This window comes from Brevibacillus halotolerans, assembly GCF_026891775.1.
Lineage (GTDB): Bacteria > Bacillota > Bacilli > Brevibacillales > Brevibacillaceae > Brevibacillus_B > Brevibacillus_B halotolerans.
Genome location: NZ_JAPTNK010000013.1, coordinates 71,494 through 94,650 on the forward strand (window position 1 = coordinate 71,494; position 23,157 = coordinate 94,650).

General features: G+C 40.7%; 24 protein-coding genes and 1 pseudogene. 14 read left to right on the plus strand and 11 right to left on the minus strand.

Annotation, left to right across the window (positions count from 1 at the left end):
- The first annotated feature begins 44 nt into the window (after positions 1 to 44).
- The 5 genes from O0550_RS16395 (at position 45) to O0550_RS16415 (ending at position 4,608) form a co-directional block, all read left to right on the plus strand.
- Entirely contained in the window at positions 45 to 1,280 is a 1,236-nt protein-coding gene (locus tag O0550_RS16395; protein ID WP_121473761.1) for an MFS transporter, read from the plus strand.
- Between the two features lie 176 nt (positions 1,281 to 1,456).
- Positions 1,457 to 2,059, plus strand: coding sequence for a hypothetical protein (locus O0550_RS16400; RefSeq protein WP_003338089.1), 603 nt, complete (start codon positions 1,457 to 1,459; stop codon positions 2,057 to 2,059).
- A 26-nt stretch (positions 2,060 to 2,085) separates the two neighbouring features.
- Positions 2,086 to 2,853: an energy-coupling factor transporter transmembrane component T family protein gene (locus tag O0550_RS16405; protein ID WP_258426841.1), complete on the plus strand. Its 768-nt coding sequence runs from the start codon at positions 2,086 to 2,088 to the stop codon at positions 2,851 to 2,853.
- Entirely contained in the window at positions 2,850 to 3,815 is a 966-nt protein-coding gene (locus tag O0550_RS16410; protein WP_258426842.1) for an energy-coupling factor ABC transporter ATP-binding protein, read from the plus strand. Before O0550_RS16405 ends, O0550_RS16410 begins: the two co-directional genes overlap by 4 nt.
- Complete coding sequence (locus O0550_RS16415) at positions 3,808 to 4,608, plus strand: energy-coupling factor ABC transporter ATP-binding protein (RefSeq protein WP_003343827.1); 801 nt, start codon at positions 3,808 to 3,810, stop codon at positions 4,606 to 4,608. The genes O0550_RS16410 and O0550_RS16415 overlap by 8 nt, the downstream gene beginning before the upstream one ends.
- Positions 4,609 to 4,749: 141 nt before the next feature.
- Here the strand turns inward: O0550_RS16415 and O0550_RS16420 are convergent, their stop codons facing one another.
- Positions 4,750 to 5,565, minus strand: coding sequence for a GNAT family N-acetyltransferase (locus O0550_RS16420; RefSeq protein WP_258426873.1), 816 nt, complete (start codon positions 5,563 to 5,565; stop codon positions 4,750 to 4,752).
- A 518-nt stretch (positions 5,566 to 6,083) separates the two neighbouring features.
- Between O0550_RS16420 and O0550_RS16425 the strand changes: the two genes are divergently transcribed.
- Both O0550_RS16425 and O0550_RS16430 read left to right on the plus strand, forming a co-directional pair.
- On the plus strand, positions 6,084 to 7,151 hold the full coding sequence (locus tag O0550_RS16425) for a YdcF family protein (RefSeq protein WP_003343832.1): 1,068 nt from the start codon (positions 6,084 to 6,086) through the stop codon (positions 7,149 to 7,151).
- 184 nt (positions 7,152 to 7,335) lie between these two features.
- The gene (locus O0550_RS16430) at positions 7,336 to 7,704 is read left to right on the plus strand and encodes a DUF4180 domain-containing protein (protein WP_258426843.1); all 369 of its coding nucleotides are present in this window, start codon (positions 7,336 to 7,338) and stop codon (positions 7,702 to 7,704) included.
- Positions 7,705 to 7,825: 121 nt separating this feature from the next.
- Here the strand turns inward: O0550_RS16430 and O0550_RS16435 are convergent, their stop codons facing one another.
- Positions 7,826 to 8,680: a sulfurtransferase gene (locus O0550_RS16435; protein ID WP_258426844.1), complete on the minus strand. Its 855-nt coding sequence runs from the start codon at positions 8,678 to 8,680 to the stop codon at positions 7,826 to 7,828.
- A 219-nt stretch (positions 8,681 to 8,899) separates the two neighbouring features.
- Between O0550_RS16435 and O0550_RS16440 the strand changes: the two genes are divergently transcribed.
- Positions 8,900 to 9,553 (plus strand): HAD family hydrolase, encoded by a 654-nt coding sequence (locus O0550_RS16440; RefSeq protein WP_101667855.1) that lies wholly within the window; start codon positions 8,900 to 8,902, stop codon positions 9,551 to 9,553.
- A gap of 138 nt (positions 9,554 to 9,691) precedes the next feature.
- Here O0550_RS16440 and O0550_RS16445 read toward each other — a convergent pair whose 3' ends face one another.
- Both O0550_RS16445 and O0550_RS16450 read right to left on the minus strand, forming a co-directional pair.
- Complete coding sequence (locus O0550_RS16445; RefSeq protein WP_022584980.1) at positions 9,692 to 9,928, minus strand: hypothetical protein; 237 nt, start codon at positions 9,926 to 9,928, stop codon at positions 9,692 to 9,694.
- A gap of 56 nt (positions 9,929 to 9,984) precedes the next feature.
- Positions 9,985 to 10,413: a DUF2621 domain-containing protein gene (locus tag O0550_RS16450; RefSeq protein WP_258426845.1), complete on the minus strand. Its 429-nt coding sequence runs from the start codon at positions 10,411 to 10,413 to the stop codon at positions 9,985 to 9,987.
- A 236-nt stretch (positions 10,414 to 10,649) separates the two neighbouring features.
- Here O0550_RS16450 and O0550_RS16455 point away from each other — a divergent pair, with 236 nt between their 5' ends.
- The 6 genes from O0550_RS16455 (at position 10,650) to O0550_RS24430 (ending at position 17,230) form a co-directional block, all read left to right on the plus strand.
- Positions 10,650 to 11,021 (plus strand): hypothetical protein, encoded by a 372-nt coding sequence (locus O0550_RS16455; protein ID WP_003338077.1) that lies wholly within the window; start codon positions 10,650 to 10,652, stop codon positions 11,019 to 11,021.
- 188 nt (positions 11,022 to 11,209) lie between these two features.
- Complete coding sequence (locus tag O0550_RS16460; RefSeq protein ID WP_003338072.1) at positions 11,210 to 12,160, plus strand: tetratricopeptide repeat protein; 951 nt, start codon at positions 11,210 to 11,212, stop codon at positions 12,158 to 12,160.
- Positions 12,161 to 12,486: 326 nt separating this feature from the next.
- Complete coding sequence (locus O0550_RS16465) at positions 12,487 to 13,089, plus strand: nitroreductase family protein (protein WP_003338071.1); 603 nt, start codon at positions 12,487 to 12,489, stop codon at positions 13,087 to 13,089.
- 193 nt (positions 13,090 to 13,282) lie between these two features.
- Positions 13,283 to 13,759, plus strand: a complete 477-nt coding sequence (locus O0550_RS16470) for a MarR family transcriptional regulator (protein ID WP_258426846.1) — start codon at positions 13,283 to 13,285, stop codon at positions 13,757 to 13,759.
- A 32-nt stretch (positions 13,760 to 13,791) separates the two neighbouring features.
- The gene (locus O0550_RS16475; protein WP_258426847.1) at positions 13,792 to 14,949 is read left to right on the plus strand and encodes an MFS transporter; all 1,158 of its coding nucleotides are present in this window, start codon (positions 13,792 to 13,794) and stop codon (positions 14,947 to 14,949) included.
- A gap of 769 nt (positions 14,950 to 15,718) precedes the next feature.
- The gene (locus O0550_RS24430; protein ID WP_003343850.1) at positions 15,719 to 17,230 is read left to right on the plus strand and encodes a methyl-accepting chemotaxis protein; all 1,512 of its coding nucleotides are present in this window, start codon (positions 15,719 to 15,721) and stop codon (positions 17,228 to 17,230) included.
- Between the two features lie 124 nt (positions 17,231 to 17,354).
- Here O0550_RS24430 and O0550_RS16490 read toward each other — a convergent pair whose 3' ends face one another.
- The 7 genes and pseudogenes from O0550_RS16490 to O0550_RS16520 all read right to left on the minus strand — a co-directional run bounded on the left by O0550_RS16490 (position 17,355) and on the right by O0550_RS16520 (position 23,001).
- Complete coding sequence (locus O0550_RS16490) at positions 17,355 to 17,498, minus strand: hypothetical protein (RefSeq protein ID WP_003338065.1); 144 nt, start codon at positions 17,496 to 17,498, stop codon at positions 17,355 to 17,357.
- A gap of 76 nt (positions 17,499 to 17,574) precedes the next feature.
- Positions 17,575 to 18,774, minus strand: a complete 1,200-nt coding sequence (locus O0550_RS16495) for an MFS transporter (protein ID WP_258426848.1) — start codon at positions 18,772 to 18,774, stop codon at positions 17,575 to 17,577.
- Positions 18,775 to 18,879: 105 nt separating this feature from the next.
- Positions 18,880 to 19,191: an ArsR/SmtB family transcription factor gene (locus tag O0550_RS16500; protein ID WP_003343852.1), complete on the minus strand. Its 312-nt coding sequence runs from the start codon at positions 19,189 to 19,191 to the stop codon at positions 18,880 to 18,882.
- Positions 19,192 to 19,310: 119 nt separating this feature from the next.
- A complete protein-coding gene (locus tag O0550_RS16505) occupies positions 19,311 to 20,117 on the minus strand; it encodes an ABC transporter permease (RefSeq protein WP_163244211.1) in 807 nt (268 codons plus the stop codon).
- The gene (locus O0550_RS16510; RefSeq protein ID WP_258426849.1) at positions 20,104 to 20,895 is read right to left on the minus strand and encodes an ABC transporter ATP-binding protein; all 792 of its coding nucleotides are present in this window, start codon (positions 20,893 to 20,895) and stop codon (positions 20,104 to 20,106) included. The genes O0550_RS16505 and O0550_RS16510 overlap by 14 nt, the downstream gene beginning before the upstream one ends.
- 3 nt (positions 20,896 to 20,898) lie before the next feature.
- Positions 20,899 to 21,585, minus strand: a pseudogene (locus tag O0550_RS16515) (ABC transporter substrate-binding protein); the annotation flags it as partial.
- Between the two features lie 15 nt (positions 21,586 to 21,600).
- Positions 21,601 to 23,001, minus strand: coding sequence for a recombinase family protein (locus O0550_RS16520; RefSeq protein ID WP_258426850.1), 1,401 nt, complete (start codon positions 22,999 to 23,001; stop codon positions 21,601 to 21,603).
- Positions 23,002 to 23,157: the final 156 nt, after the last annotated feature.

Below are 23,157 nucleotides of genomic sequence, written 5' to 3' on the forward strand. Positions count from 1 at the left end.
ATATAGTGAAAAGAGCAGTAGCAAAGGAAGGAGTGGAAATTGTTTTGCGGAGAAAGTATGCCCTTTGGTTGCTGTTTGTCATTTTGTTTTTGGCCTCGTTCGACATGCATGCACAAATGCCCCTCTTGTCACCCTTTATTGAAGAATTAGGAGCGCCTGCGTTGCTAATTGGACTTTTGTTAAGCGCGTATTCCTTCACTAACCTGATTGGCAATTTGACAGCAGGACCTATCATTGATCGTTATAGCAAAAAAGGATTTATTAGCGCAGGCTTGATGATCTCAGGAATTCTATTAATGCTGCATGGGATTATTGATAGCTCTACGCAATTGCTCGGTATTCGTTTGACCTATGGGTATGTTATGGCTTTTGTTTCTCCAGCTTGCTTTGCAGTACTCGCCTCATCTGCGGATACGGTCGATGAGCAAAATAAAATATTTGTGCAAAAGGGGATTATTCTGACCTTTGCCTCTATTTTGTCACCAGCGGTCGGGGGATTTCTCGCAGGAAGGTTTGGATTTGCTAACTCCTTTGTCATTCTGGGGTGGGTAATGCTAATCACAGGGTTGATTGCATTGCTCTTTTTACCCAAGCATAGTGGTGATGCAAGGAGGGTGAATCCTGAGGAATATGTATTCAAGGAGGAGGTGCAGGAACAAAAGCAGGGCCACCAAAACAGCCTGAGTCAAAAGAAAACGGTAAAAGCAACGCTACAGGTGATATTCGGAAGCGTCGGGATGTATCCCGCTTTCTTTTCTGCCTTTGCTATCATGTATGCGCAAGGGACTATGATGTATGAAGTACCGCTATTAATTGCACGTCAGCATTTAGATCCTACTGTCACTGGAATGGTTTTTAGCATGATGGGAATAGGCTCATTGCTTACCTTGAGCATAGCGCAGATTCAACGTAAATCGCCTGTGGTTCGCTGCTTAATTGGCCTATCTATGTTGAGTGCCATGTTTTATGCGACAGCAATGAATTGGAATGTCTCGATTTACTGGATGATGTTTATAGTGGGGGGAGCCTTTGGTCTGTTATTTCCGGCAATGACAACCATTTTAACCTCTTATGCTCCTCGTCAGCTCTACGGAACCGCATTTAGTTTTTACTCTGCTATTATGTCTGCTGGAGCTATATTAAGTCCGATAGTGGCGGGAATATTTGATAATATCAGTCGCTCATTTTTTACTGGATTTCTCGTGCTGATGACGGCTAGTGTGTGTTGCATCCTGTTTCAGGATAAAAAGTGGCAAGCAGTCTCTCCGGTGCGGCGCTAATATGGCGCCATGACGGGGAGAATTTTCATTTTTTGAGGAGTGAATTGTCAGTACATGGTAAATCTAGTAGAGAACGAGGACAAATTAAAAACTTCTTGTGCAAATTGTTACGAAACTATTGCTAGTATGGCTTTTAGCCTCCATACTAAAACTAATTTTGTTAAGGAGGAATGTACATGTCTACAAAACGCAGCATGTGGTCATTATCAACTACTGCTCTCGTACTTATTCCAGTAGCAGTTGGTGTAAATTACATCGGTAAGCTGTTTGCTGGACTCTTAAAATTACCTCTATGGCTGGATGCTATTGGAACAGTGCTGGCTAGTTTGCTTGCGGGTCCTATTATCGGGGGATTGTCTGGACTTATTAACAACATTATTTATGGTTTAACAGTGGACCCGATTTCGTTTGTATATGCTATAACGAGTTTGTGCATGGGCTTGGTTGCAGGGGTAATGGCTTTTAAGGGCTGGATAAACAGTTGGGGTAAGGCGGCGGTTGTTGGATTAACTGTCGGGGTCACCGCTGTACTTATTTCTACACCGCTAAATGTATGGTTTTGGGGAGGACAGACAGGGAATTTATGGGGCGATATTGTGTTTGCATCTGTAATGAACAAGACACAATCCATCTGGCTTGCTTCTTTCTTAGATGAACTAGTGGTGGACGTTCCGGATAAACTTTTAACGGTTTTGGTTGCCTATGGTATATATCGGGTATTGCCAAAGAGTCTTATTCATATGTACAAAAACAAGTCAGATATTGAGTCACTGGATTAAGTTGGTAGATAAGAGGTGTAGAAACCATGAAAACATTAAGTTTATATGTTCAAAAGGATACGGTCATACACCAGATTGATCCGATTACCAAGCTGTTCTATATTGTTTTTGCTATATTGGTACCTATTATTTTACCGACTCTGTACACTGCCTTATTTGGGATGCTGGTGAGCTTCTTTATTTTATGGATTGGCAAAGTGTTCAAACGTGCTTTGGCAGTCATTAGCTTTGTTGGATTTGTGCTGATAACCATTGTGCTGATCCAAGGTTTTTTTCATGTGGAAAACCAAACAGTACTATTTCATATTGGTTCTTGGGCGTTTTATCAGGAAGGACTACTATATGCGCTGGGGATTTGTTTTCGCGCCCTAAATATTGTAGGAGCCTTTCTCATTCTTGTCCTGACGACGAAACCGTCTGATTTAATTGACTCGCTTGTCCGAAAAGGGTTGTCGCCTCGCTTCGGATATGTATTAAGCTCTGTATTTCAAATTATCCCACAAATGATGGCAACAATGGAAACGATTACAGATGCGCAGCGATCGCGAGGAATGGAGACACAAGGAGGCCTGCTGACCAGAATAAAAGCATTTGTTCCACTAATCGGTCCGGTTGTATTAAGCTCGCTCATTGATACGAAGGAACGAAGCCTAGCCATACAGGTTCGCGGATTTAATGTGGCCGGTCCTAAGACGTTCTTGCAGGAAGAAACACAATATGCACATGGAAAAATGTTACGAGTACTCATGGGAGTATGCATAGTGATTGCGATTGTTTGGAGGGTTATCGGATGAGTCACATTGAGATTAAACAGCTAAAATATCGGTACCCGATGAGCGAACAATTGGCGTTAGATGGTGTGAGCATGACAGTGCAACGTGGTGAGTTCCTTGGTGTGATTGGACAAAATCGAGCGGGTAAATCAACATTTTGCCAAGCATTAACCGGCCTAGTCCCTCATTTTTATAAAGGAGCCTACGGGGGCAGTGTGATGATTGATGGCACGGATGTGGGCAAAGCAGGAATTGACGAAACCATACGCAAGGTGGGCATTGTCTTTCAGAATCCTTTTACACAGGTGACAGGTGCTAAGCTAACGGTGTATGAAGAAATTGCGTTTGGCTTGGAACAATTGGGTGTGCCTCGTCAACAGATGATGGAGAGAATTGATCAAGTCCTCCATTTGTTAGATATCGAGGAATGCAAGGACCGAGCCCCATTTGACTTGTCAGGTGGCCAGATGCAACGCATGGCAATTGCTAGTGTTATTGCTATGCGTCCTCAGGTGATCGTGCTGGATGAACCTACGTCTCAGCTAGATCCCCAAGGCTCCGAGGAGGTTTTTCGTGCTATCCATAGCTTGAGTCAGGAAGGCATGACTGTCATATTGGCTGAACACAAAATGGAAAAGCTGGCCGAATACGCTGACCGTATTGCTTTATTTCATCAGGGAAAATTGATTGATGTGGATACACCGCCCCGCCTGTTTTCACGCGATGATTTGGCTCAGTACGATATTCAACCACCTGTCTATACCAGAGTATGTCGTGAATTAGGGCTAAAGGTACCTGGTGCCAATACATATCCTGTTACATTAGAGGAAGCACAGCGTTCGTATGAGGCATATCAGCAGCCAAATAGGCAAGGGATGGCTGAAGGACAACAAATATCAGATTCCTTGAAAACAACAATAAAGCCTATCGAGTACCATGGGCAACAAAGATCGCAGTCTAATGAGGGTGACCAGCATGATTAAACTAATGGATGTTCGGTTTGGTTATCAAAATGGCCAAGAAGTACTAAAAGGAATATCGCTTGCCTTTGACCAACGCACAACAGCTATTATTGGTCAAAATGGTGCGGGGAAAACAACGTTCGTCAAGCTGCTAAAAGGCTTATTGCAACCAACAGCGGGTGACATTCTCATTGGAGAGGTTGATACAAAAACAGCAACGGTAGCTCAGCTTGCTGGTTCAATTGGACTCGTCTTTCAAAATCCACATGATCAGATTTTTAAAAGAACGGTCGTAGACGAAGTGATGTTTGGCCCCCTACAGCTCAAGGTAGACGTGCAAACGGCAAAGCAGCGTGCCAAGGAAGCATTGCAGCTAGTAGGCTTGTGGGATCGTCATGCTGAGAATCCACATGATCTGGGACTATCGGAGAAAAAACTAATTACCATCGCATCTGTGGTTGCTATGAATACGGAGGTTGTCATTTTAGACGAGCCAACAATAGCACAGGACGATGCTGGAAAACGGCGGATTGCTGAAATTATTAGGCAGTTAAACCAGGAAGGCAAACTAGTGCTGGCTATTTTGCATGATATGGATTTTGTGGCTGCCCATTTTGAGCGAACCATTGTTTTGAACCAAGGGCAGGTACTCGTTGACGCTGACACTCGCGATGTCTTTTCCAATCGGGAGCTTTTGCAACGCGCAGGATTGGACACGCCCTATGTGACTCAACTAGGTGAAAAGTTAGGGGAAGCTGAAACCGTCCTGACAGCGGAGGAACTGATCAAAAGATGGTCAAGTAAGAGCAAGTAGTCCACGTTAGCCTATTTTGTACTGTTAACATTTATCGAAAAAGCCCATGGTTTCCATCGCTGAAGAGAAATCATGGGCTTTTCGTGTGTAAAGTCTAAAAATGAATCACAGGAAGGGATTTGAGAGAGGAACAATATAGGTTTATTCCTCAACTAAATGCCGATTTTCAAAAACCTTTATCTGACCGACGGATTGAAATCCAGATCTTTTATAGATATTGATTCCATCAGGAGAGGCTTGGAGAACACAGAGAGGAATTTTTTGTTTTTGGACCTCCATGACAAGAAAATTAAACATTGCCGATCCCAAGCCTCTTCCCCTGTATTCTGATCTTGTAGCAATATCGTAGATACCAACACTCTCTTTGGTGAAAACCAGGGAACCAATTGAAACAATCTCCTCTTTGTATGCACCAAGATAGAGCTTCATTTTTTCACTAAATAATTGTGGATAGGAGGAGAGTTGTTCATAATAAGAGCGTACCGAGGATGATTCCTGTGACGTAGGAAACAGAGAGGCAAGTACTTCGCCAAATACTCTGATATCTTCAGCAGTTGATACTTGCCTTATGACAAAGCCTTCGGGGGCCAACACAACAGGCTCTAATTGGTCTACATTTGCGAGCATGGCCACATTCATTTCGGCTTCTGCTAATCCAGTACCCTCCAGTATAGGACTCAAATCTTGGCCATCCTCCCAGTACCAAAAGGCCATGGGGAACTTTTTAGTTTGAAAGTGGCGTATATCTTTTTTTAATTCTTTTTCTTCCGATTGGTTTAGTCGATTATTCTGTAATACAATGATATTAAACGTATCTGCGGGAAGACCACAATCTACTTTGACGTAATTTTCTGCATTCTTTACCGCCATGCCAGCTACGTTATTTGCTAGAAATGAAACCTTGTCAATCAGATTAGTCAAAATTACACGCTGGTAATATGTTTGATTGATGTCCATTTTCATGTTCCTTTCATCATTAATAAGGTAAGAGCGCTCTTATATGTAAAAATGATACAATGACTGAGGAAAAATTGAAATTACTTTCACCATATCTACATCCTCCCATAATATTCTGATAATGATTTGCTTTTACAAACTACAGCGTAGGTGGAGAATCATAATTCGTTAGTGGGGGATTTTCCCCATCTTTCTGCTGCTGTTCCAGCGTTTATTTTATGCCTGACATTTATAGTAAGTTAGTCATTTCTTACCTTTTGGATAAAAAATAATCGTTATCTACAATTGTTTGTATAAGTAGACTGTGGTATCATGTTTTTTGTAAGCGATATCATTTTTGCGGCGTGTTACTAGTTAGACTAGGCATAAGCCAAATGAACGGAGCAATTCTTCCGTTTTTTTTGCCTTATGCCTTTTTTATTTTATTCGTTAATTTTTAATGCGCTTACATAACCTAGCTGTACCTATTTGACTCAATAGGTAACGTACATCGCTAAGAACTATTAGGAGGAACTACCATGATAAGACACAAAAACAAACTGATCCTTTCATTAGCGCTGGCACTCTCTGTCTCTCCTCTCACTAGCGCATTTGCTCAAGGAGAAACAACTCCTGTTGTAAAAAACGAAACAACAGCACAACGAATACAGCATCTGGTTGATTCCACAATTGACCTGTTTCGCAATAGCTCTCAAAAAGATAAATTTGCATTAATGGAAAAAAATCTGAAGGAAGCAAGCTCCTTAGACCCATTTAACATGGAGTTAAAATTCTATTTGGCCTCAACCTTGGTTTTTCAGAAGAAAGTAGAAGAGGCTGTAGGCATCTACAAGCAAATTGTTAATTTCCAGCCTAATCATTTTGAGGCAAATCTATTGTATGGTGTTTATTCGAAGGTAAATGGTGACGAGGCTACCTATCAAAAATCCATGGCTGCATTACAAAAGATTGATCCACAGCGAGCAGCAGCTTTCCAAGCGAAGCTACAAGCGGCAGATGGATATTTAAAAACGGAACTGAATACCACAGTGCCTCAAAATCTTCCTCAAAAAAATCATGCGATTATTATTTTAGGCTTTGCACTTGAAGATAATGGCTCTATGAAACAACCATTAATTGAACGTTTGCAAGCTGGATTAGCTATTGCAAAAAAATATCCTCATTCCAAAATTATCGTTACAGGTGGCTCGCCAAAAAATGGTATTACAGAAGCAGAAGCGATGAGCAAATGGTTGTTGGAAAAAGGAGTAGATCAGAATCGGATTGTATTAGAAAAGAGTGCATCTGATACAGTTGAAAACGCATTATGCACAACGGCTATTTTAGAGACCATGGAGATTACTGATGCAACCTTAGTAACAAATGCAACACATATGCGTCGAGCTCTATCTGGCTTCCAAGCATCTAGTGATCACTATGCGCGCCTAATGGGAAAAGAAAATAAACGTACCTTTACGAACATGGTATATATGGATTACGCATCTGCTGAAAAAGCAAAGCAAGTAACCAAGGATGAAAAGCTAGGGATTTACCGTGATTTATTACGCACTTCAGGAATCTGGGCATTCCCAGGCTATCAGCGTTAATAGAACAAATAAAGATGGAAAAGCCCCGTTGAATGGCGCTTTTCCTTTCTGTTTAGAAGGGGCAATATTAAGATAATAGTATTATCTATTACTTTAGAATTTATTGTAAAATTCCAGTTCTAACACATCTGGATTGTGGTATATTGTTACAACAAGAAGAGAGAGAATAGAAGAGAGGTGCAATATGGAAATTAAGGTGGATGAAAAAGGCAATTCAAAGGTTGCCATGATATCAAGCGACAGCGTCATCATTCAGAATGTAAACGATGCTTTGGATTTAATAGCAAACGTAGGATATAATGGATGCGAGAAAATGCTTTTGAGAAAAGAACACCTGACTGAGGAGTTCTTTGATTTAAAAACAGGTCTTGCAGGTGAAATTTTACAAAAGTATACAAATTATAAAATGAAGCTTGCACTGGTTGGAGAATTTGACTCCTATAACAGCAAGAGTTTGAAAGACTTTATGTACGAATGCAACAAAGGAAAACAGGTGTTTTTCAAACGAACAGAAGAGGAAGCGTTAGAAGCGTTACATGGTATAAATAAGTAAAAATAAGCGGTGTCAGATCAGTATTTTTCGTAGTCAATAATTCCATATAAATGCACAATCCAAATGTTAGCAAATCATTAGAAAAAGACCATCTAAACGTACTAGATGGTCTTTCTTTTCATTACTCATCTCCTGTCGCCACAGGGCTATCTGGATAGGAGGACCAATCGCTCCAGCTTCCTCCGTACAGCTTGGCATCGGGTCGACCGGCTCTCATAAGCGCTAGAAGATTAACGCATGCTGTTACACCCGATCCACAGTACACGATAATTTGTTCTTGCTGTAATAACTCACCGAAATGATTTTGCAGTTGTTCTTTCGTTTGTAATGTGCCGTCTGCTTGCAGGGTATATTTGTAAAAGAAACACTTAGCTCCAGGAATGTGTCCAGCCTTAGGGTCCAATGGTTCCATTTCCCCACGATAGCGCTCCGGGGCACGAGAATCCAGAAGAGGTGTAGAAGACTCTCGCTGGACCACTTCATTCTTGGTAAGAAGCATATCTGATTGGACATTAGCTGTGAAGGAACGTGGCTTTCTATGCAGGATTTCTATACTAGTCGGATAAGTAGCTCTGTTCCATGCGGCATAACCACCATCAAGTACATATACCCGCTCATGTCCAACGTAGCGTAACATCCACCACAAACGTGCTGCCATTGCCAAATCATCCCCGTCATAGGCGACAACGGTTGTATGTTGGTCAATACCAATTCGGGAAAATAAAGCTTCCATAGCGGCAATGTTCGGCAATGGATGGCGTCCACCATGCCCCTGCTCTGTTTTTTGGCCGGATAGGTCTGACTCCAAGCTGATGTAGACGGCCCCTGGAATATGCCCTGCATCGTATTCTGCACGCCCTAGATCTGGTTGTCCAAGTATAAAACGGCAGTCTAGTATTACAATTGAAGGATCATTCAGGTGTTCATAAAGCCAATCAGCTTGCACCATGGGATCTTGCAGCTTACTCTGTAACATTTCATCCCTTCCTTCCAAACAAGATCGAAATTATTGCCTTTTTTCTACTATAGCAGATTAAAAGTTGTTTCGTCTTTGAAAAGAATGATACATTGAGGATAGAGGAGCATACCTTTCCGTTTTCATGAAATACATATGATTTAAAGTAAGAAAACATTTTTGTTTTTTTAGAGATTGTCACATTCTTAGGTTAGATAGATTAACAGGTAGGAGGATACCATGATAAAAGCGCTAGTGTTTGATTTTGACGGAACCATCTTAGATACGGAATGGACATTATATCAATCATTTAAGGAAATCTATGATTCTTATGGTGTAATACTTCCTGTTGATCTATGGTCACAAGGGGTGGGGAGTGAGCTTGTATTTGACCCTTTTTCTCATTTAGAAGAGCTGATTCAAACTCCGATTGACCGAGTTGCAACAGAAGATAAATGGTTGAATCGTCACAGAGAATTGTTGCAGACAACAGATTTGCGGCCAGGTGTACGGGATTATTTAGAAGCAGCGCGTAATCTAGGGTTAAAAATTGGTCTGGCCTCTAGCTCTCCCCGTTCCTGGGTCGATCCTCATCTAAAGAAATATGGTATACGGGATTATTTTTCTTGTGTCTTAACCAAGGATGATGTGCTGCAGGTCAAACCTGACCCAGAGCTTTACACAAAAACGCTTGAGTGCCTAGGAGTAAGACCGTATGAAGCAATTGCCGTGGAGGATTCAGTCACTGGAGCGAAAGCTGCCAAAGCGGCTGGAATGTACTGTATGATTACACCACATGAGCTATCTCGTAAGCATATTTTTGCAGAGTATGATGTGCGGCTGGAATCTCTTGCGGAGAGACAGTTGGAGCAGGTGTTAGAAGATTTTAAATAACGTTCTTGTAAAGAATTGATTTTTCATATAACATACGCTATTAAAATTCCATACGAAAACCCTTCTGATCCCCAGCCATTTTTAAGACGGGATAAGCAGAAGGGTTTTAATTTGTTATCTATATCGGTGTTCATTCTGTTATTGACGTTTACCAAGGAAGACGACATCGTCATCATCTGAAATGGAATGTTCGCGAGGCTTGTTCTGAAAAGGCCCGTTTTTATGCGATACAGTACTGGAAAAAACATGAGAGCTATTGCCATTTTTCAGTCCTTGGATAAACCGACTAGCTTTCCCTGCTATAACAAGTGCCACTACGGCAATCAATACAATTGGAATCAAAGCTAACATCGCTAAAATGAGTAAAAATTTCATCTTGGTCTCCCCTTTAAGTCGGTTAGTAATATATACGAAATAGGAGCAGGGAAGTTTCAGGCTTGTAAATATTTTTGAAAAGGTGTAAAGTCAATTTCTTTTTCTTTTAAATGGGCAATCAAAAATTTATGATCACGTTTTGGCGTTGCGATGATATATCCGCGAATGATTAGCTCTGTTGTCATATGCTCAGCTTTTTCATCTAGTGCCAACTGTCCAATTTTAGCAGCAATGGTACGTCTCGCAACGGGACGGAACAACTCAGGCACAGGGCTAACCAGTTCGTTTAATAGCTGAAGGCTATTGTCATCCCACATATGACTAGTCTGATCAATAAAGTGATCTTGCCAATCTAATTCCGATTTACCATCCTGCTTAGGCATTGATTTTAGAAATTTTCGGAACATAAAATAGCCACCAATGGCAAACAGACCAACTAGCACAATAGTCCAACCGACAATAAACCAGGAAAACAATCCGTTCACAAGCTACACCTCGTTATCGTTATGCTTCTTACTATCCGTAATTTAACTATCGATCTAATATTTTCATTGTACAACAAATATTCCGTTTTTTTAAGAGGAGGAATAGGCCGAAGCTAGCCAAACTCACACCAATTACCTATACTGAATTGCCTAATCAAGGATTTTCTCTTTCCAATTCTACACGAAATGAGTAAGATAGATAGTACAATAGCTGTTGGAAAAGGGGGCTCGTGTCTATGTTTACACTTGGACAACGGGTAATTATCACAGCAGATTCCTTTGAACAATCGTTGCCAATCGGAGAACATGCCTATCTTATTGGCCGCGATCGCAACCCGGATTCGGCTTTTGACTGGTTGATTCGTGTCCCAAAATATGATCGGCATTTTCCTGTAACGGATAAAGATATTGCTTTAGAAGAGACCATTTGGGCGGAAGCAGCTGAGCGAGCGCAGCAAGAAGCTTTGCTTGACTTTGCCTTGGCTACCAAAAATGAAGCTTTGTTTCGAAAAGTGGTAGGTCTTGCTGACGAAGAGCCTGAACAAGGTGCGACAAAGGAATCACCTGAGGAATTTATTCGTAAGGTAAATATGAAAGCTTGGATATAGGTAACGATCAGAATGATTTCCTTGTAGGGCCTAATGAAAAGGCGGCTTGGGGAGATCATTTTGTATTTTCTCTGCCTTCATTGCAGGAATTGCAGGGTGATAACAAGAAATCTGTTAGAGAAGAGATCGATTTTTTAAAAACTAGGTGACGAAGCTCATATCGCCATGGAAAGAGAGGCCTTTTAGCCATGTCAGATTTTATCGAATTTCAAAATGAAGATGGACAGAGTATGCAGTTATCCCGTGAGGATTTTCAAAATACAATAATTCCGAAGTATATGGAGCTTTACTGGAATGAGAATGAAAAATTACGAGAGTTCGCGATGGAGCTGGTGCGTCAGGAATTTCCTGAGCAGGCTTCTAAAGCAGCGGATCGCTTATTGGAATTATACGGTCCCATTGAACCAGCAATGATATTCCGTTCCATTGTACATATGCAAATAGGGGAATTTCCACAGGCTCAGAAGCTATTGCACGAAACGATTGATCAATACCCAGAATCAGCTACCGCTCATCTTAATCTAGCTCGCCTGTATGCTCATGGAGGCGAGGAGCATACGGCAGGATTACTTTTGCAAAAGTCATTGCTTATTGATCCAAATCAGGACAATGCATTAGAATGGCTGACTACCTCCTTTATGGAAGCAGGTAAGAAAGAGGAGCTATATCAATATTTAACCGAGCTTGGTAATCGCGAAGGTGCATGGCGTCCGCATTATGTGTTAGCCCTAGTCGCTTTAAAGGAAGGCGACCTGTTGACGGCTATGAATATGTTTAAAGAAACGCTAGAGAAAGTAAACGGTCATGAAGAAATTGTCATGAACGTGACAGGGGAACTTGGACAGGCAGGGTACGTTTATCAGCTTATCCAGATTAGCGAGCAATATTGGAAACCAAGCTTTGAACGTCCATATGCAGGCTTTAACTATATCAATGCGCTGTTACAAACAGATGAGACAAAAAAAGCGATTGATGTCTTAAAAGAATTAGTAGAACATACGCGTGAAGAATTTAAGCCAGCGGTACAAGAATATGTGGACAAATTGCCACAGGAACTTCTGGAAGCACACCAAGCCGAAGAGAAAAATCCAGTAGCCACCAATGGAGAAACGAAGAAGTCTTGGTGGAAAATTTGGTAATTAGCAAAAGACACGTATAAAAAAGAGACAAGGCGCTATTTTCCTTTTCGGAAGATGGGGTCTTGTTTTTTGTTTGTAACGGTGTTTGAAGGATAAACAGTTTATTGACAATATCCTCTAGTAACTAGAACAAAAAGGTGATAAAATGCAAGTAAATATTTGATAATGATTATCATTTTTAATGATGGGCATATCTTTCGTGAAATGAATCTACGAATGTAGACATAAATGCTAACGAAAAGGCTACCTGTTACAACGTATACAGATATAAAACGGCACAATACCATCAGATCCAGATCAATAAACTATCGAGGAGGAACATACTCATGACAGAAGCAATGCAGACGTTGGCAACACTCATTACATCCAGAAGAACTGTACGCCAAACCGAAAACACTCCCATTCCGCTGGAGACGATCTATAAAATTTTAGAGCAGGCAGCATATGCTCCTTTTCATAGCGAAGTAGAGCCTTGGGCAGTCAAAATTGCTTCCACTGAGCAAGAAAAAAAGTTTTTTTTCCAATGTGTCTTTAATAGCTACGAACGAATTGGGATTTTTGAATCTCATACGGATGAGAAAAAGGAAAAGGTGAGAGAGTCATATCGAGAATACTTTGAAGGTACACCGATTTCCATGCTGATAGCAACAGATGTATTTGATCATGAGAAAAAGGATTTTGAAGCAGTTGGGGCTACGTGTGCCTTTATTCAAAACATCCAATTGCTATGCTGGGAGCAGAACATTGGGGCTGTATGGCGGACCAATCCTTATATTTTTGACGCAGAATTTACAAAGGAAATCGGTTTTCGTTCCAACCAAAAAATTGTAGGTTCTCTTCATTTAGGCTATCCACAGCAGGTACCGAAAGCTAAAGAACGCCGAGCATTAGATCAATGGGTATCGAGTATTCAAGTAGGGGCGAAATAAGAGGCCAGACGATAGCGATAGCAATCTCAACATTCCATGTACCACCAGCGTGTGGCGATGGAATGTTTTTTTGTAATTTGTAAAGGGAAGGTAAAAGTTTATAAGTAGATTTGCATAAGCTTGTGATTTGAAATAGGGCAGGATATACTTAATTTGTTTCCTAGGAAACAAAAAAGAAAGAGGAAGTGGATACATGATTACACAGCAAATTGTCGGGAAGCTGCAAAAGCTACTGCATCAACATGAAGAAAACCTGAAGCAAAGACGTACTGGCTTAATGAACTTGATTCGAGATTTAGACAGGCTGACAGGAGAGCTGACTTTATCTGAACTGCATGTAATCGCTTGTATAGGAAAACAGGGTCAAGTAAATGTAACAGCTATTTCACAAGAGATGGATATGACTCGTGGTGCGATTTCTAAGATTAGTACGAAGCTTTTGCAAAGAGGTTATCTAGTAAAAAAACAAAGAGCTGATAATCAAAAAGAGGTACATTTTCAGTTAACACCGATGGGTGATGAAATTTTTCGTTTACATGAGGAGCTACATGAACAGGCAGAGAGGCGAATCGAGAGGTTTTTACAAAAATACTCCAGCTCTGAACTTGCTTTTATTGATCGTTTGCTCAGCGATGCCATTGCTGAACATAAAAACAAGCAGACAGAATAGGAAATTGTGAATTGGTTAGGAGGAAAGAGAGAATGAAGACAAAAGTGATTTTGTATACATTAGCCATCAGCGCGTTAGTAGGATCGCTGTCTCAAAACATCTACACGCCGATCTTACAGCAAATGCAGGAGCAATTACATACATCACCGTACTTAATCAATCTAAGCATTTCTGTGTTCACTATCGCTCTAGCTGTCATGCAAATCGTGTATGGCCCCCTTATTGATAGTATCGGACGCAGGGCTGTGTTGCTTCCTAGCCTGCTTCTCTATGTGATAGCTTCTGTGGGATGCGCCTTTGCCGAAAGCATTTTTGGATTTTTATTCTATCGTGTATTACAAGGAATCGGAGTAGCAGGAATTCCAGTGATAGCAGCTACGGTCATTGGGGATATATTTGAAGGATCGCATAGAGCTCAAGCTATGAGCAGCTATCAGATGCTTCTGTCCCTAGCATCGGTAATCGGGCCATTATTGGGCGGGTTTATTGGAGGACAGAGTGGATTTGCGGGTATTTTCTCCTTTTTAGGTGTAACGGGTCTCGTTATGTTTCTCGCTAGCTTAGTCTTTGTACCAGAAACGAAGCCCACAAAGGGAATCGTACGAACATTTCAACTACAGGCTTATGGAAAAGTACTTGTTCACCCGATTGGGCGGCTAGTCCTGTTGCTTGGCTTTGCTCAGTTTTATTTGTTTTACAGTGTATTGGTGTTTTTACCACATGTGCTCCAGAACACATATGGGTTATCTGCTCAGCAAACAGGGCTTGCCTTTTTACCATTGTCCCTATGCTTGATGGCAGGGAGCTTTGTAAGTGGAAGATTGAAAAAGAAACAGCAGGAAAGAACTGAACAAAGATTGGTGTTCACTTGCTTTTTACATCTGATAGCGGTCGTCATTTTTACACTAACCGCAAATATTTCTATAGGATGGCTCTTGTTTAGCTTATCTTTATACGGTTTTAGTGGCGGTTATGCCATGCCAATCCAAAGTACGCTTCTAACGGAGCTCTTTGTAGCAGAGCGAGCAACAGCGATTGGCTTCTACAATTTTATTCGTTATGTCGGCATGGCGGCAGGGCCGATTATCGGTAGCTTCTTGTATCAAGGGGGACAATTTGTTTTGACATTTGGAGTAGGAGCTACGGGATTTGCGATTGTCATTTTATTTGCAAAACAGCTTTTGCAATAGCTGGTGCCGGTTAAAAGCTTTCTTACGTCAAAACAACATCATTACTTAGGAAGGGTCATCCAAGGGACGTGGGTGACTTTTTTTGTTATCTAATATCACTAAAAAACAAGAGACAGTAAGAAACAACCAATCTAGTATTACTACGAACGAACTCTGGATCGATAAGGAAACCGGTCTAAAGCTAAAGTCTATTACCAATGCAAATAACAAACAAATTTCCGAGTATATCGTAACTAAAGTTGATTTTCATCCAAAATTTCATGAAAAAGACTTTACTCTTGATTTACCTAAGAATGTCAAAATAATAGAAAACTAGGCCGAAAGAAGCCAGCGTTATATCTTCAAAGAAATACATGAAAACACATACCCATCTAATAAAAAATGACTCTGACGTTCATTCAGGGTTATTTTTTTTGCCCTAGCACTTGTAAACGTTACAGTTAGAGATGCAAAAGTAAACGATTTGATCCATTTTGATCATTGTCGTATATTGACGGAATTTGTATAATAAGCGTACCTTTTCAAACTTGGTAACTTTCAATCCAATGGTGGAAAGAGTAACGTTATCAATCTAATATTTGATTGATTAACCTGAAGATGAATTATAAATGATCAGAAAAAGCTCTTGCCAAAGCAAAAGAGCTTTTTACGCCTTGTTCGCCATAATGAGCCAAATGAAGAGCTTGTAGAAAAAGATTCATAGAGTGGGCAGGTTTGGTTAGGTTTGAGTACTGGGGATTCTATATAACTGGAAAAGGGGAGATGATCTATGTTTTTTAAGTCAGTACAAGCTAACGAGCTTACTGCATTCGTAGAGGAAAGCCGGAAATTACGCAAAATGGTTGAAATGAATGACTTTTCCACTGAGTTTCATCCGTCTACAGATAACCCAGAAGCAAAGGAATTTGCTGAAAATCTGAATGCGATTCTAAGAACGATGCAAAGCTTTAGAGAAAATGTAGCGGTTCGACTTGAATTAGTAACGGAAGCCATTGAAGTGGGCTTATGGGATATGAATGTGATAGCAGGTGATCCTGTAAATCCTCAGAATACGTTTACCTGGACGAATGAATTCCGCAAAATGCTGGGCTATCGGGATGAAACCGATTTTCCTAACGTGCTTCACAGCTGGGCATCAAAACTGCATCCAGATGATCATGACGAGGTTCTAGAAGCTTTTGAAAAGCATCTATTGGATCACTCAGGAAAGACTCCTTATGATGTGGAGTATCGTTTATTATTAAAAAACGGTGAATATCGTTGGTTCCGAGCTACTGGGGCAACGGTACGAGATGCTAATGGCGTTCCTTTACGGGTCGCAGGAGCCCTATTTGATATACACGATAAGAAAATGAAAGAACAAGAATTAGAATCCTTGGTAGAACGGTATGATCTTATCAATCGTGTTCTAGTGGAAGCTCCTTGGGATATGACCGTTGTTGAGGGCGATGTTATTAATCCCAATAATGAATTTTGGTGGTCGCCTCAATTCCGAAGAGCTCTTGGATTTAAAGATGAAACAGATTTCCCAAATGTGATGAGTAGCTGGAGTAGCAGACTTCACCCAGAGGATGAAAAACGAACATTAGAAGCCTTTGCTAATCACTTGAATGATTATAGCGGGAAAACTCCATTTGATATTGATTATCGACTACGCTTAAAAAATGGTGAATATCGTTGGTATCATGCTAGCGGTGAAACGATTCGAAGTCGCACTGGTATTCCATTGCGAGTAGCTGGGACCATACGGGATATTACCCTTGAGAAAAACAAAGAGCAGGTCGTACGTGAAATGACCTCTCAAATGAAGCATCTGTCAGACTCGATTAGCGATATGGTGAAAGGTGTTAATTCAATAACGAATCAAGCTCAGGAGCTTGCAGTTGCGCAGGATCAATCAACTGAAGCGGCCAATCAAGCGAAGGGCAGTGCAGATGAAACCAAAAATATTTCAAATTTTATTAAAGAAATTGCTGAGCAGACGAATTTGTTAGGCTTAAATGCAGCCATCGAAGCAGCACGTGCAGGTGAGCAGGGGCGAGGTTTTGGGATTGTCGCAGACGAGGTAAGAAAGCTAGCTGTACATAGTGCAAATGCTACTGTAAACATTGAAAGCAGTTTGAATGAAATGAAGGAACTCATTGAAACCATTCTATTGCATATTGGAAAAATGAGTACTCTTACACAGACACAGGCGGCCTTGACAGAGCAAGTAAACTCATCAATGGATGAGATTAATAAAATGTCACAGTCCCTAGTAGATTTTACGAAAACATTATAAGCTACTTATATCGTATTATGAAGCGTACTAGAATCTATACCGGCAAGCAGCCGGGCATCCATTAACACGGTTGTGCCCGGTTGCTTATTTTTATGCAGGTAGGATGTACGATGAACAAAGTTTTTTAATTCCGTTGCTTTAGGTATTCCTCAAGTTGAATAGATATGTACATCAACACTCCCACAAGTGCCCCAACCATCACACCGTCCAAGAAAAAGCCGATACTTCCCCCAACTAAAGCAAACGTCATTACCTTTGTACCCATCATAGTAGTATCTCCTTTTTTACTAGAGTTGAAGTTTTTATTATATCAATAGTTACAATGTTTTTTGTATACCAAAAAATCAGTTTTTCATTGGGTGAGGTGGGCTTGCCACATCTATTTCCTCTTTAGCAGAACTCAATATCTTTATTTTTATCATGATGAAGAAGAAAGCAAGCAAGGCAAATGTAATTCCGCTCCAAATGAGCTGATGTATGCCCAGTTGAGAGATAAACCAGCCACCAATAGAAGTTCCCAACGTAATTCCAAGATTGGAGAATGAGACAAATAAACTGTTGCCAAATTCAGGAGATTCCTTTGCCTCAGTCATGAGCCATGTTTGGCTGACTATTAGCCCTCCAGAATGTATGATTCCCCAAAAGAATACGACAGCCGCCATTGGAATGAAAGAAGAACCAAAATAGTAAGCAAGTACGTAAATTACTATATAGAGAAGAGGAAACGATATCACTGTCTTCCTCATGTTTTTTTGTAAGGAAGACCCGAATAAAAAATTGCCAAAAATCATAATGAGGCCAAACAGCATCAACATGAAACTAATCCATGAGCCGTTCATGTGTGTTACCTGCCCAAGATATTCAGCAAAATAGCTATATACAGTAAACATAGCTGCAAAGATGCATATCACTGTGGCGATAGTTACCCATAGTCCCGGTTTACGTAATATGCTAATCTGCTTTCCATAAGTCATCTTTTCTTTAACAGGCATGGAGGGGAGCCAAAATAAAATTCCTGCAAAAGCAATCGCGCTTACAATAGCCCCAAACAGAAAAGCGGCCTCTAACGAGAACTGCTCGGCGAGAAAAGAGGTTAAAGGTATACCAAAGGCAAATCCGACAGTTATCCCAGCAAAAACCTTTGTAATTGCATGCCCGCTTTTTTCTAAAGGGACAAGTTTGGCAGCAGTTACGAGAGCTACTGAAAAAAAGATGGGATGAAAAATAGCAGGCAGAATACGGAAAGCTAGCATCATCTCGAAGCTAGTTGTATAAGCGTAAACCATATTTGAAATCGTGAACATAAGGACTGCGGTTAACAGAATTACTTTTCGATTGATGCCAGAAGCAAGCAATGTCAGAAATGGACCTGAAATAGCAACGACTAAAGCAAAGATACTTACAAGTAGTCCAGCTTGTGAAGTTGTTATGTTAAATTTTTGTGTGATCTGAGGGAGAACCCCTACAATCCCCATTTCAGTGGTAATAATACCAAATACACCTAAAGCTAGCATCATGATAAGAAGAGGGTTAAGCTTTTTCATGTAAATAAATCTCCATTCTTATTTGTATCGGTCATTTCACATATAAAAAACTATATATCTATATATATAGATGTTAAAGGTAAAAAAGAAAAGCCTCCTTTCCTTTTATAGTTCTTGTTGGACATACTCGGCAAATTCCCGAATGGTCTTTTCGTTTCGTCGATAATACGTCCATTTTCCGATTCGTTCTGATTCCAACAACCCAGCTTTTTGCATGGTTAACAAGTAACTAGAAATGACTGATTGGGCTAAACCAGATTTTGTTTGGATATCGCCCACACATACACCAATTTGAAAACTCAGCCCTTGTTGTAAATAAGGTCTTTCATCAAAGAATTCCCCTGGATTTTTTAACCATAGTAAGATTTGTCGACGAGTCTCATTAGTCAGTGCTTTATAAATCAATGAAGGTTCCATAGAGATTATTATATCTATTTTTATAGATTTGTAAATATAAGAAGTGTGCATTGTAATTTTTTAAGATGGCTGAAAGGAAAAAGCCGCCCCGAATAGGAGCAACTTTTTGGCATTGCTATCTATTTAAACTGGCTGGTAAGCCTCTTCTCTAGGTAGCTGACACCTTGGTACATCAAAGCGGCGACGAGAGCAATGACGAAGAGAGACACCATGACCAGGGAAAAATTAAATACCTGAAAGCCATAAATAATGAGATAGCCTAAGCCTTTTTGAGCAACTAGAAATTCTCCAACAACAACACCTATCCAAGAAAGTCCGACATTTACCTTTAAGGATGAAATAATTGTTGGCATTGTGGCAGGAAATATCACCTTGGCAAACATCTGACTTTTTCTTGCACCAAAGGTCTGCATGACCTTTAGATAGTTAGGATTAACCTCGCGGAAGCCGGAATAGATCGTGATGGCGGTAATAATAATCGAAACAGAAAGGGTCGTGGCAATTATGGAGATGACTCCGGGACCTAAACCTACAATGAACAGAGGACCCAATGCTACTTTAGGCATGCTATTTGCGATAATTAAATAGGGTTCTAGCACGCGCGATAAAAATGGGGACCACCAAATCATAATAGCCAGTAAGGTACCGAGTAGAGTTCCGAGTAAGAAGCCAATGATCGTTTCAAGGACGGTTACGCTGGTATGCATCAACAAGCTCATATCAGCCATCTTTTCGATAAACAAACTCCAGATTCGGCTAGGTGAGCTAAACAATAGGACATCAATCCATTTGAAGAAAGCAGCCAATTCCCATGTGCCTAAAAAAACAAATAAGATGAGAAGCTGGGTGAGGAAAACTAACCATTTTGTACGTGTGACGCCATGTTTATACTGCTGATGAATATGATCAATGTTAATCTGCTCCATCAGAACTTCCCTCCATCTCTCTCCACACGTGGTTATACAGATCGGAGAAGCCAGTCAATTGTCGAGCTTGGAACGGCAACGCCTGACGGATTAACTCTGGTATCTTCATTTCTGAACGAATGCGTCCCGGATTTCGATCTAATATGTAGATTCGGTCTCCCATAGCTACAGCTTCTTGTAAATCATGGGTGACTAAAATAGCAGTTTTTTTGTGACGACGCAAGGTTTTGATAATAAGGTCTTCCAGCTTAAGCTTCGTCTGATGATCCAGAGCGGAGAAGGGTTCATCGAGAAGTAGGATTTCTGGTTGACAGGCAAGCGTTCGGACCAAGGCTACACGCTGTCTCATTCCGCCAGACAATTGCTGTGGAGAAGCTTTGCGAAAATGAATCAGCTCCATTTCTTCCAGTAAATGCAATGCGTATTCTTCATTTGCTTTGCTGCGGATTCCCTGCACTTCTAATCCGAGAAACACATTCTCTTCTATGGTGCGCCAGTTAAATAAATAATCCTGCTGAAGCATATAGCCAACCTTACGAGTCGTTCCTGTTAGCTGACTCCCGTCTACGTATATTTGACCTGCTGTAGGCTTTTCGAGTCCTGCTATGAGTGAAAGCAAGGTGGTTTTTCCGCAACCACTAGGGCCTACTAAACAGACGAACTCACCTTCCTCCACATGCAAGGAAATGTTGTTTACTGCCATAAATGCATTGTGTGGTGTTACGTATAGATGGGTGACATCATTTACCTCAATTTTTGCCTGGGGAGAAGGGGGCATAGGCTATTTACCTCCTATCGCCTGATTGGCAAATGTTTCATTCACTAGTTTTTCATAGGGGATTGACTGTTTCAGCTCTCCAGCAGTCTTCATAATTTCTAATAATAATTCCCAGTCAGCTTTTTTTAATAAGGGAGTGGCTGAATAGGAACCCTGCTCCTGATAACGCTGAATAGAACGAGTGAGAATATCTGCTTTTACATCAGAAAAATAGGGAGTAATTACTTTTGCCACTTCCTCGGCAGAATGAGAGTTTACCCATTGTTGCCCTTTATATATGGCGTTAGTGAATTTCTGAATATTCTTCTTGTTTTTCTGGATATAGCTTTGTTTCGTCATATAGCTGGTATAAGGAACAATACCACTTTCCTTACCAAAGGAGGCTACTACATGACCTATGCCTTCTTGTTCGAATTGAGATGCTGTTGGTTCAAAGAGTTGTACAAAATCTCCAGTACCTGAAGCGAAGGCGGAAGGGATATTTTTAAATTCAATGTTTTGAAGAACGGTAGCATGCGTTTGGGGCTCAATTTTATTTTTTTTAAGGACAAACTCGCCGACCATTTGAGGCATTCCACCCTTTCGTTGACCGAGGAATACCTTGTCTTTTACCTGATCCCACGAAAAGTGCTTTAATTTGGACCGGGCGACTAAGAATGTGCCGTCAGTTTGGGTAAGCTGGGGGAAATTACACATATAACAGGGCTAACGCATAGAATATTCAATGCGAATTTTCTTGTTTCTTCCGCGTTCTCGGTAAATAATAACTTTATCGAATAAACTATGAAGCAGCTCTTTTTTGCGAAATACGTCTGCTAAACGATACTGTTCTCTGATATTGGTCATTTTTTTAATTTTGCGATATTTTTCCTCTGGGGTTTCCTCTTCCACATCATAAGCATTGATGAGTTCTTGCAGTTCATTTTCCTTATGGTTCAAAGTGTTGATCTTTTCAAAAAGTGTTTCCTTTGGAATAGGGTTGCTGTCGTTCATGAACACATCGTACCACTTTTCTTTTTGTGTTTGGATTTTTGCTATCTCATTCCTGATTTTATCTAAATCTAATTCGACTTCCCTTTGATTTTCGACCTTCTCTACGAAATACTCTTTTGATGTAATCAATCTATCAATCTCGCCGAGGAGAGGGTCTAATATTCTCTGATCATGGGTCATGCGGTTACAGCCCAGACAACGATAATACGTCTTTTGATCGCGATGATCGTAGAACCCTTGCATATTGTGTTCTTCACAGTGCCCGCAACGTAGTATCCCTGTCAAAGGGAACTTTCCTTTCCTTGGCGATTGACCGGACTTTTTCTCCATTGTCTTTTTGGCCTTGGCGAACAATTGTTTTGAGATAATGGGAGGATGGTTATCCAGTACAATTTTATTACCCCATCGGTATACGCCTATGTACATGTCGTTCAACAGTATATCCCGAACGGAAATATGGTTCCAACGTTTTGCGATACGTGGACGAACATCCATTTCATTTAGGTGTTTAGCAATCGACCGATACCCAAAACCTTCCACGTACCATTGGTATATCTTTTCTACTGTCTTTGCTTCCTGCTCAATGATTGTACATGTAAAATCTTTATCGAAGTGATAACCAAATGGGGAGTGTCCTCCAGGTTTCTTGCCCTCATCAATCATCTGTTCAATGCCGAATTTCACACGCTCTGCTAAGTTCTCCCTTTCCCACTGTGCTAGAGCCGCAACAAGTGTAATGAATAGGCGCCCCATAGCTGTTGAGGTGTCATATACTTCAGTAGCTGATCTGAAAGCGACATCATGTTTTTCAAATAGCTGTAGTAGTAAGTAAAGATCGAGAACAGACCGAGTAAGTCGATCCAAACGGTACACTAGAACCATATCAAGGGTTCCTTTTTTGATATCCTTTAATAGACGTTGCATTTGTGGCCTTTGAATATCTTTTGCTGACCATCCTTCTTCGATATATTCCTCTACGATTTCCCAGCCTTGGCTTTTGCAAAATGCTCGGAGTCGTTCACGTTGAGCTGGGATGGAGAAGCCTTCTTTTGCTTGTTCATCTGTTGAAACACGTACATAAATCGCTACTCTTGTGATTATGACTTTTTTCATTAAACTCACTTTCTCTCCATTTTATATACTTACCCATCTCAGTTGGGTTACCGTTACGTAGACAAATCTCATCTGAGGATTCTTCGCATTGAATTTTGTCTTCGTGAATGGGTAAATTTACTGTAAATGCATTTGCCTGTTGTTCAAGTTTACCTG

Excerpts from the sequence above, each read along its gene's own strand:
- O0550_RS16400 (WP_003338089.1), top strand. The coding sequence starts at position 1,457 with ATGTCTACAAAACGCAGCATGTGGTCATTATCAACTACTGCTCTCGTA.
- O0550_RS16405 (WP_258426841.1), top strand. The coding sequence starts at position 2,086 with ATGAAAACATTAAGTTTATATGTTCAAAAGGATACGGTCATACACCAG.
- O0550_RS16410 (WP_258426842.1), top strand. The coding sequence starts at position 2,850 with ATGAGTCACATTGAGATTAAACAGCTAAAATATCGGTACCCGATGAGC.
- O0550_RS16415 (WP_003343827.1), top strand. The coding sequence starts at position 3,808 with ATGATTAAACTAATGGATGTTCGGTTTGGTTATCAAAATGGCCAAGAA.
- O0550_RS16420 (WP_258426873.1), bottom strand. The coding sequence starts at position 5,565 with ATGGACATCAATCAAACATATTACCAGCGTGTAATTTTGACTAATCTG.
- O0550_RS16425 (WP_003343832.1), top strand. The coding sequence starts at position 6,084 with ATGATAAGACACAAAAACAAACTGATCCTTTCATTAGCGCTGGCACTC.
- O0550_RS16430 (WP_258426843.1), top strand. The coding sequence starts at position 7,336 with ATGGAAATTAAGGTGGATGAAAAAGGCAATTCAAAGGTTGCCATGATA.
- O0550_RS16435 (WP_258426844.1), bottom strand. The coding sequence starts at position 8,680 with ATGTTACAGAGTAAGCTGCAAGATCCCATGGTGCAAGCTGATTGGCTT.
- O0550_RS16440 (WP_101667855.1), top strand. The coding sequence starts at position 8,900 with ATGATAAAAGCGCTAGTGTTTGATTTTGACGGAACCATCTTAGATACG.
- O0550_RS16445 (WP_022584980.1), bottom strand. The coding sequence starts at position 9,928 with ATGAAATTTTTACTCATTTTAGCGATGTTAGCTTTGATTCCAATTGTA.
- O0550_RS16455 (WP_003338077.1), top strand. The coding sequence starts at position 10,650 with ATGTTTACACTTGGACAACGGGTAATTATCACAGCAGATTCCTTTGAA.
- O0550_RS16460 (WP_003338072.1), top strand. The coding sequence starts at position 11,210 with ATGTCAGATTTTATCGAATTTCAAAATGAAGATGGACAGAGTATGCAG.
- O0550_RS16465 (WP_003338071.1), top strand. The coding sequence starts at position 12,487 with ATGACAGAAGCAATGCAGACGTTGGCAACACTCATTACATCCAGAAGA.
- O0550_RS16470 (WP_258426846.1), top strand. The coding sequence starts at position 13,283 with ATGATTACACAGCAAATTGTCGGGAAGCTGCAAAAGCTACTGCATCAA.
- O0550_RS16475 (WP_258426847.1), top strand. The coding sequence starts at position 13,792 with ATGAAGACAAAAGTGATTTTGTATACATTAGCCATCAGCGCGTTAGTA.
- O0550_RS24430 (WP_003343850.1), top strand. The coding sequence starts at position 15,719 with ATGTTTTTTAAGTCAGTACAAGCTAACGAGCTTACTGCATTCGTAGAG.
- O0550_RS16490 (WP_003338065.1), bottom strand. The coding sequence starts at position 17,498 with ATGATGGGTACAAAGGTAATGACGTTTGCTTTAGTTGGGGGAAGTATC.
- O0550_RS16495 (WP_258426848.1), bottom strand. The coding sequence starts at position 18,774 with ATGAAAAAGCTTAACCCTCTTCTTATCATGATGCTAGCTTTAGGTGTA.
- O0550_RS16500 (WP_003343852.1), bottom strand. The coding sequence starts at position 19,191 with ATGGAACCTTCATTGATTTATAAAGCACTGACTAATGAGACTCGTCGA.
- O0550_RS16505 (WP_163244211.1), bottom strand. The coding sequence starts at position 20,117 with ATGGAGCAGATTAACATTGATCATATTCATCAGCAGTATAAACATGGC.
- O0550_RS16510 (WP_258426849.1), bottom strand. The coding sequence starts at position 20,895 with ATGCCCCCTTCTCCCCAGGCAAAAATTGAGGTAAATGATGTCACCCAT.
- O0550_RS16520 (WP_258426850.1), bottom strand. The coding sequence starts at position 23,001 with ATGAAAAAAGTCATAATCACAAGAGTAGCGATTTATGTACGTGTTTCA.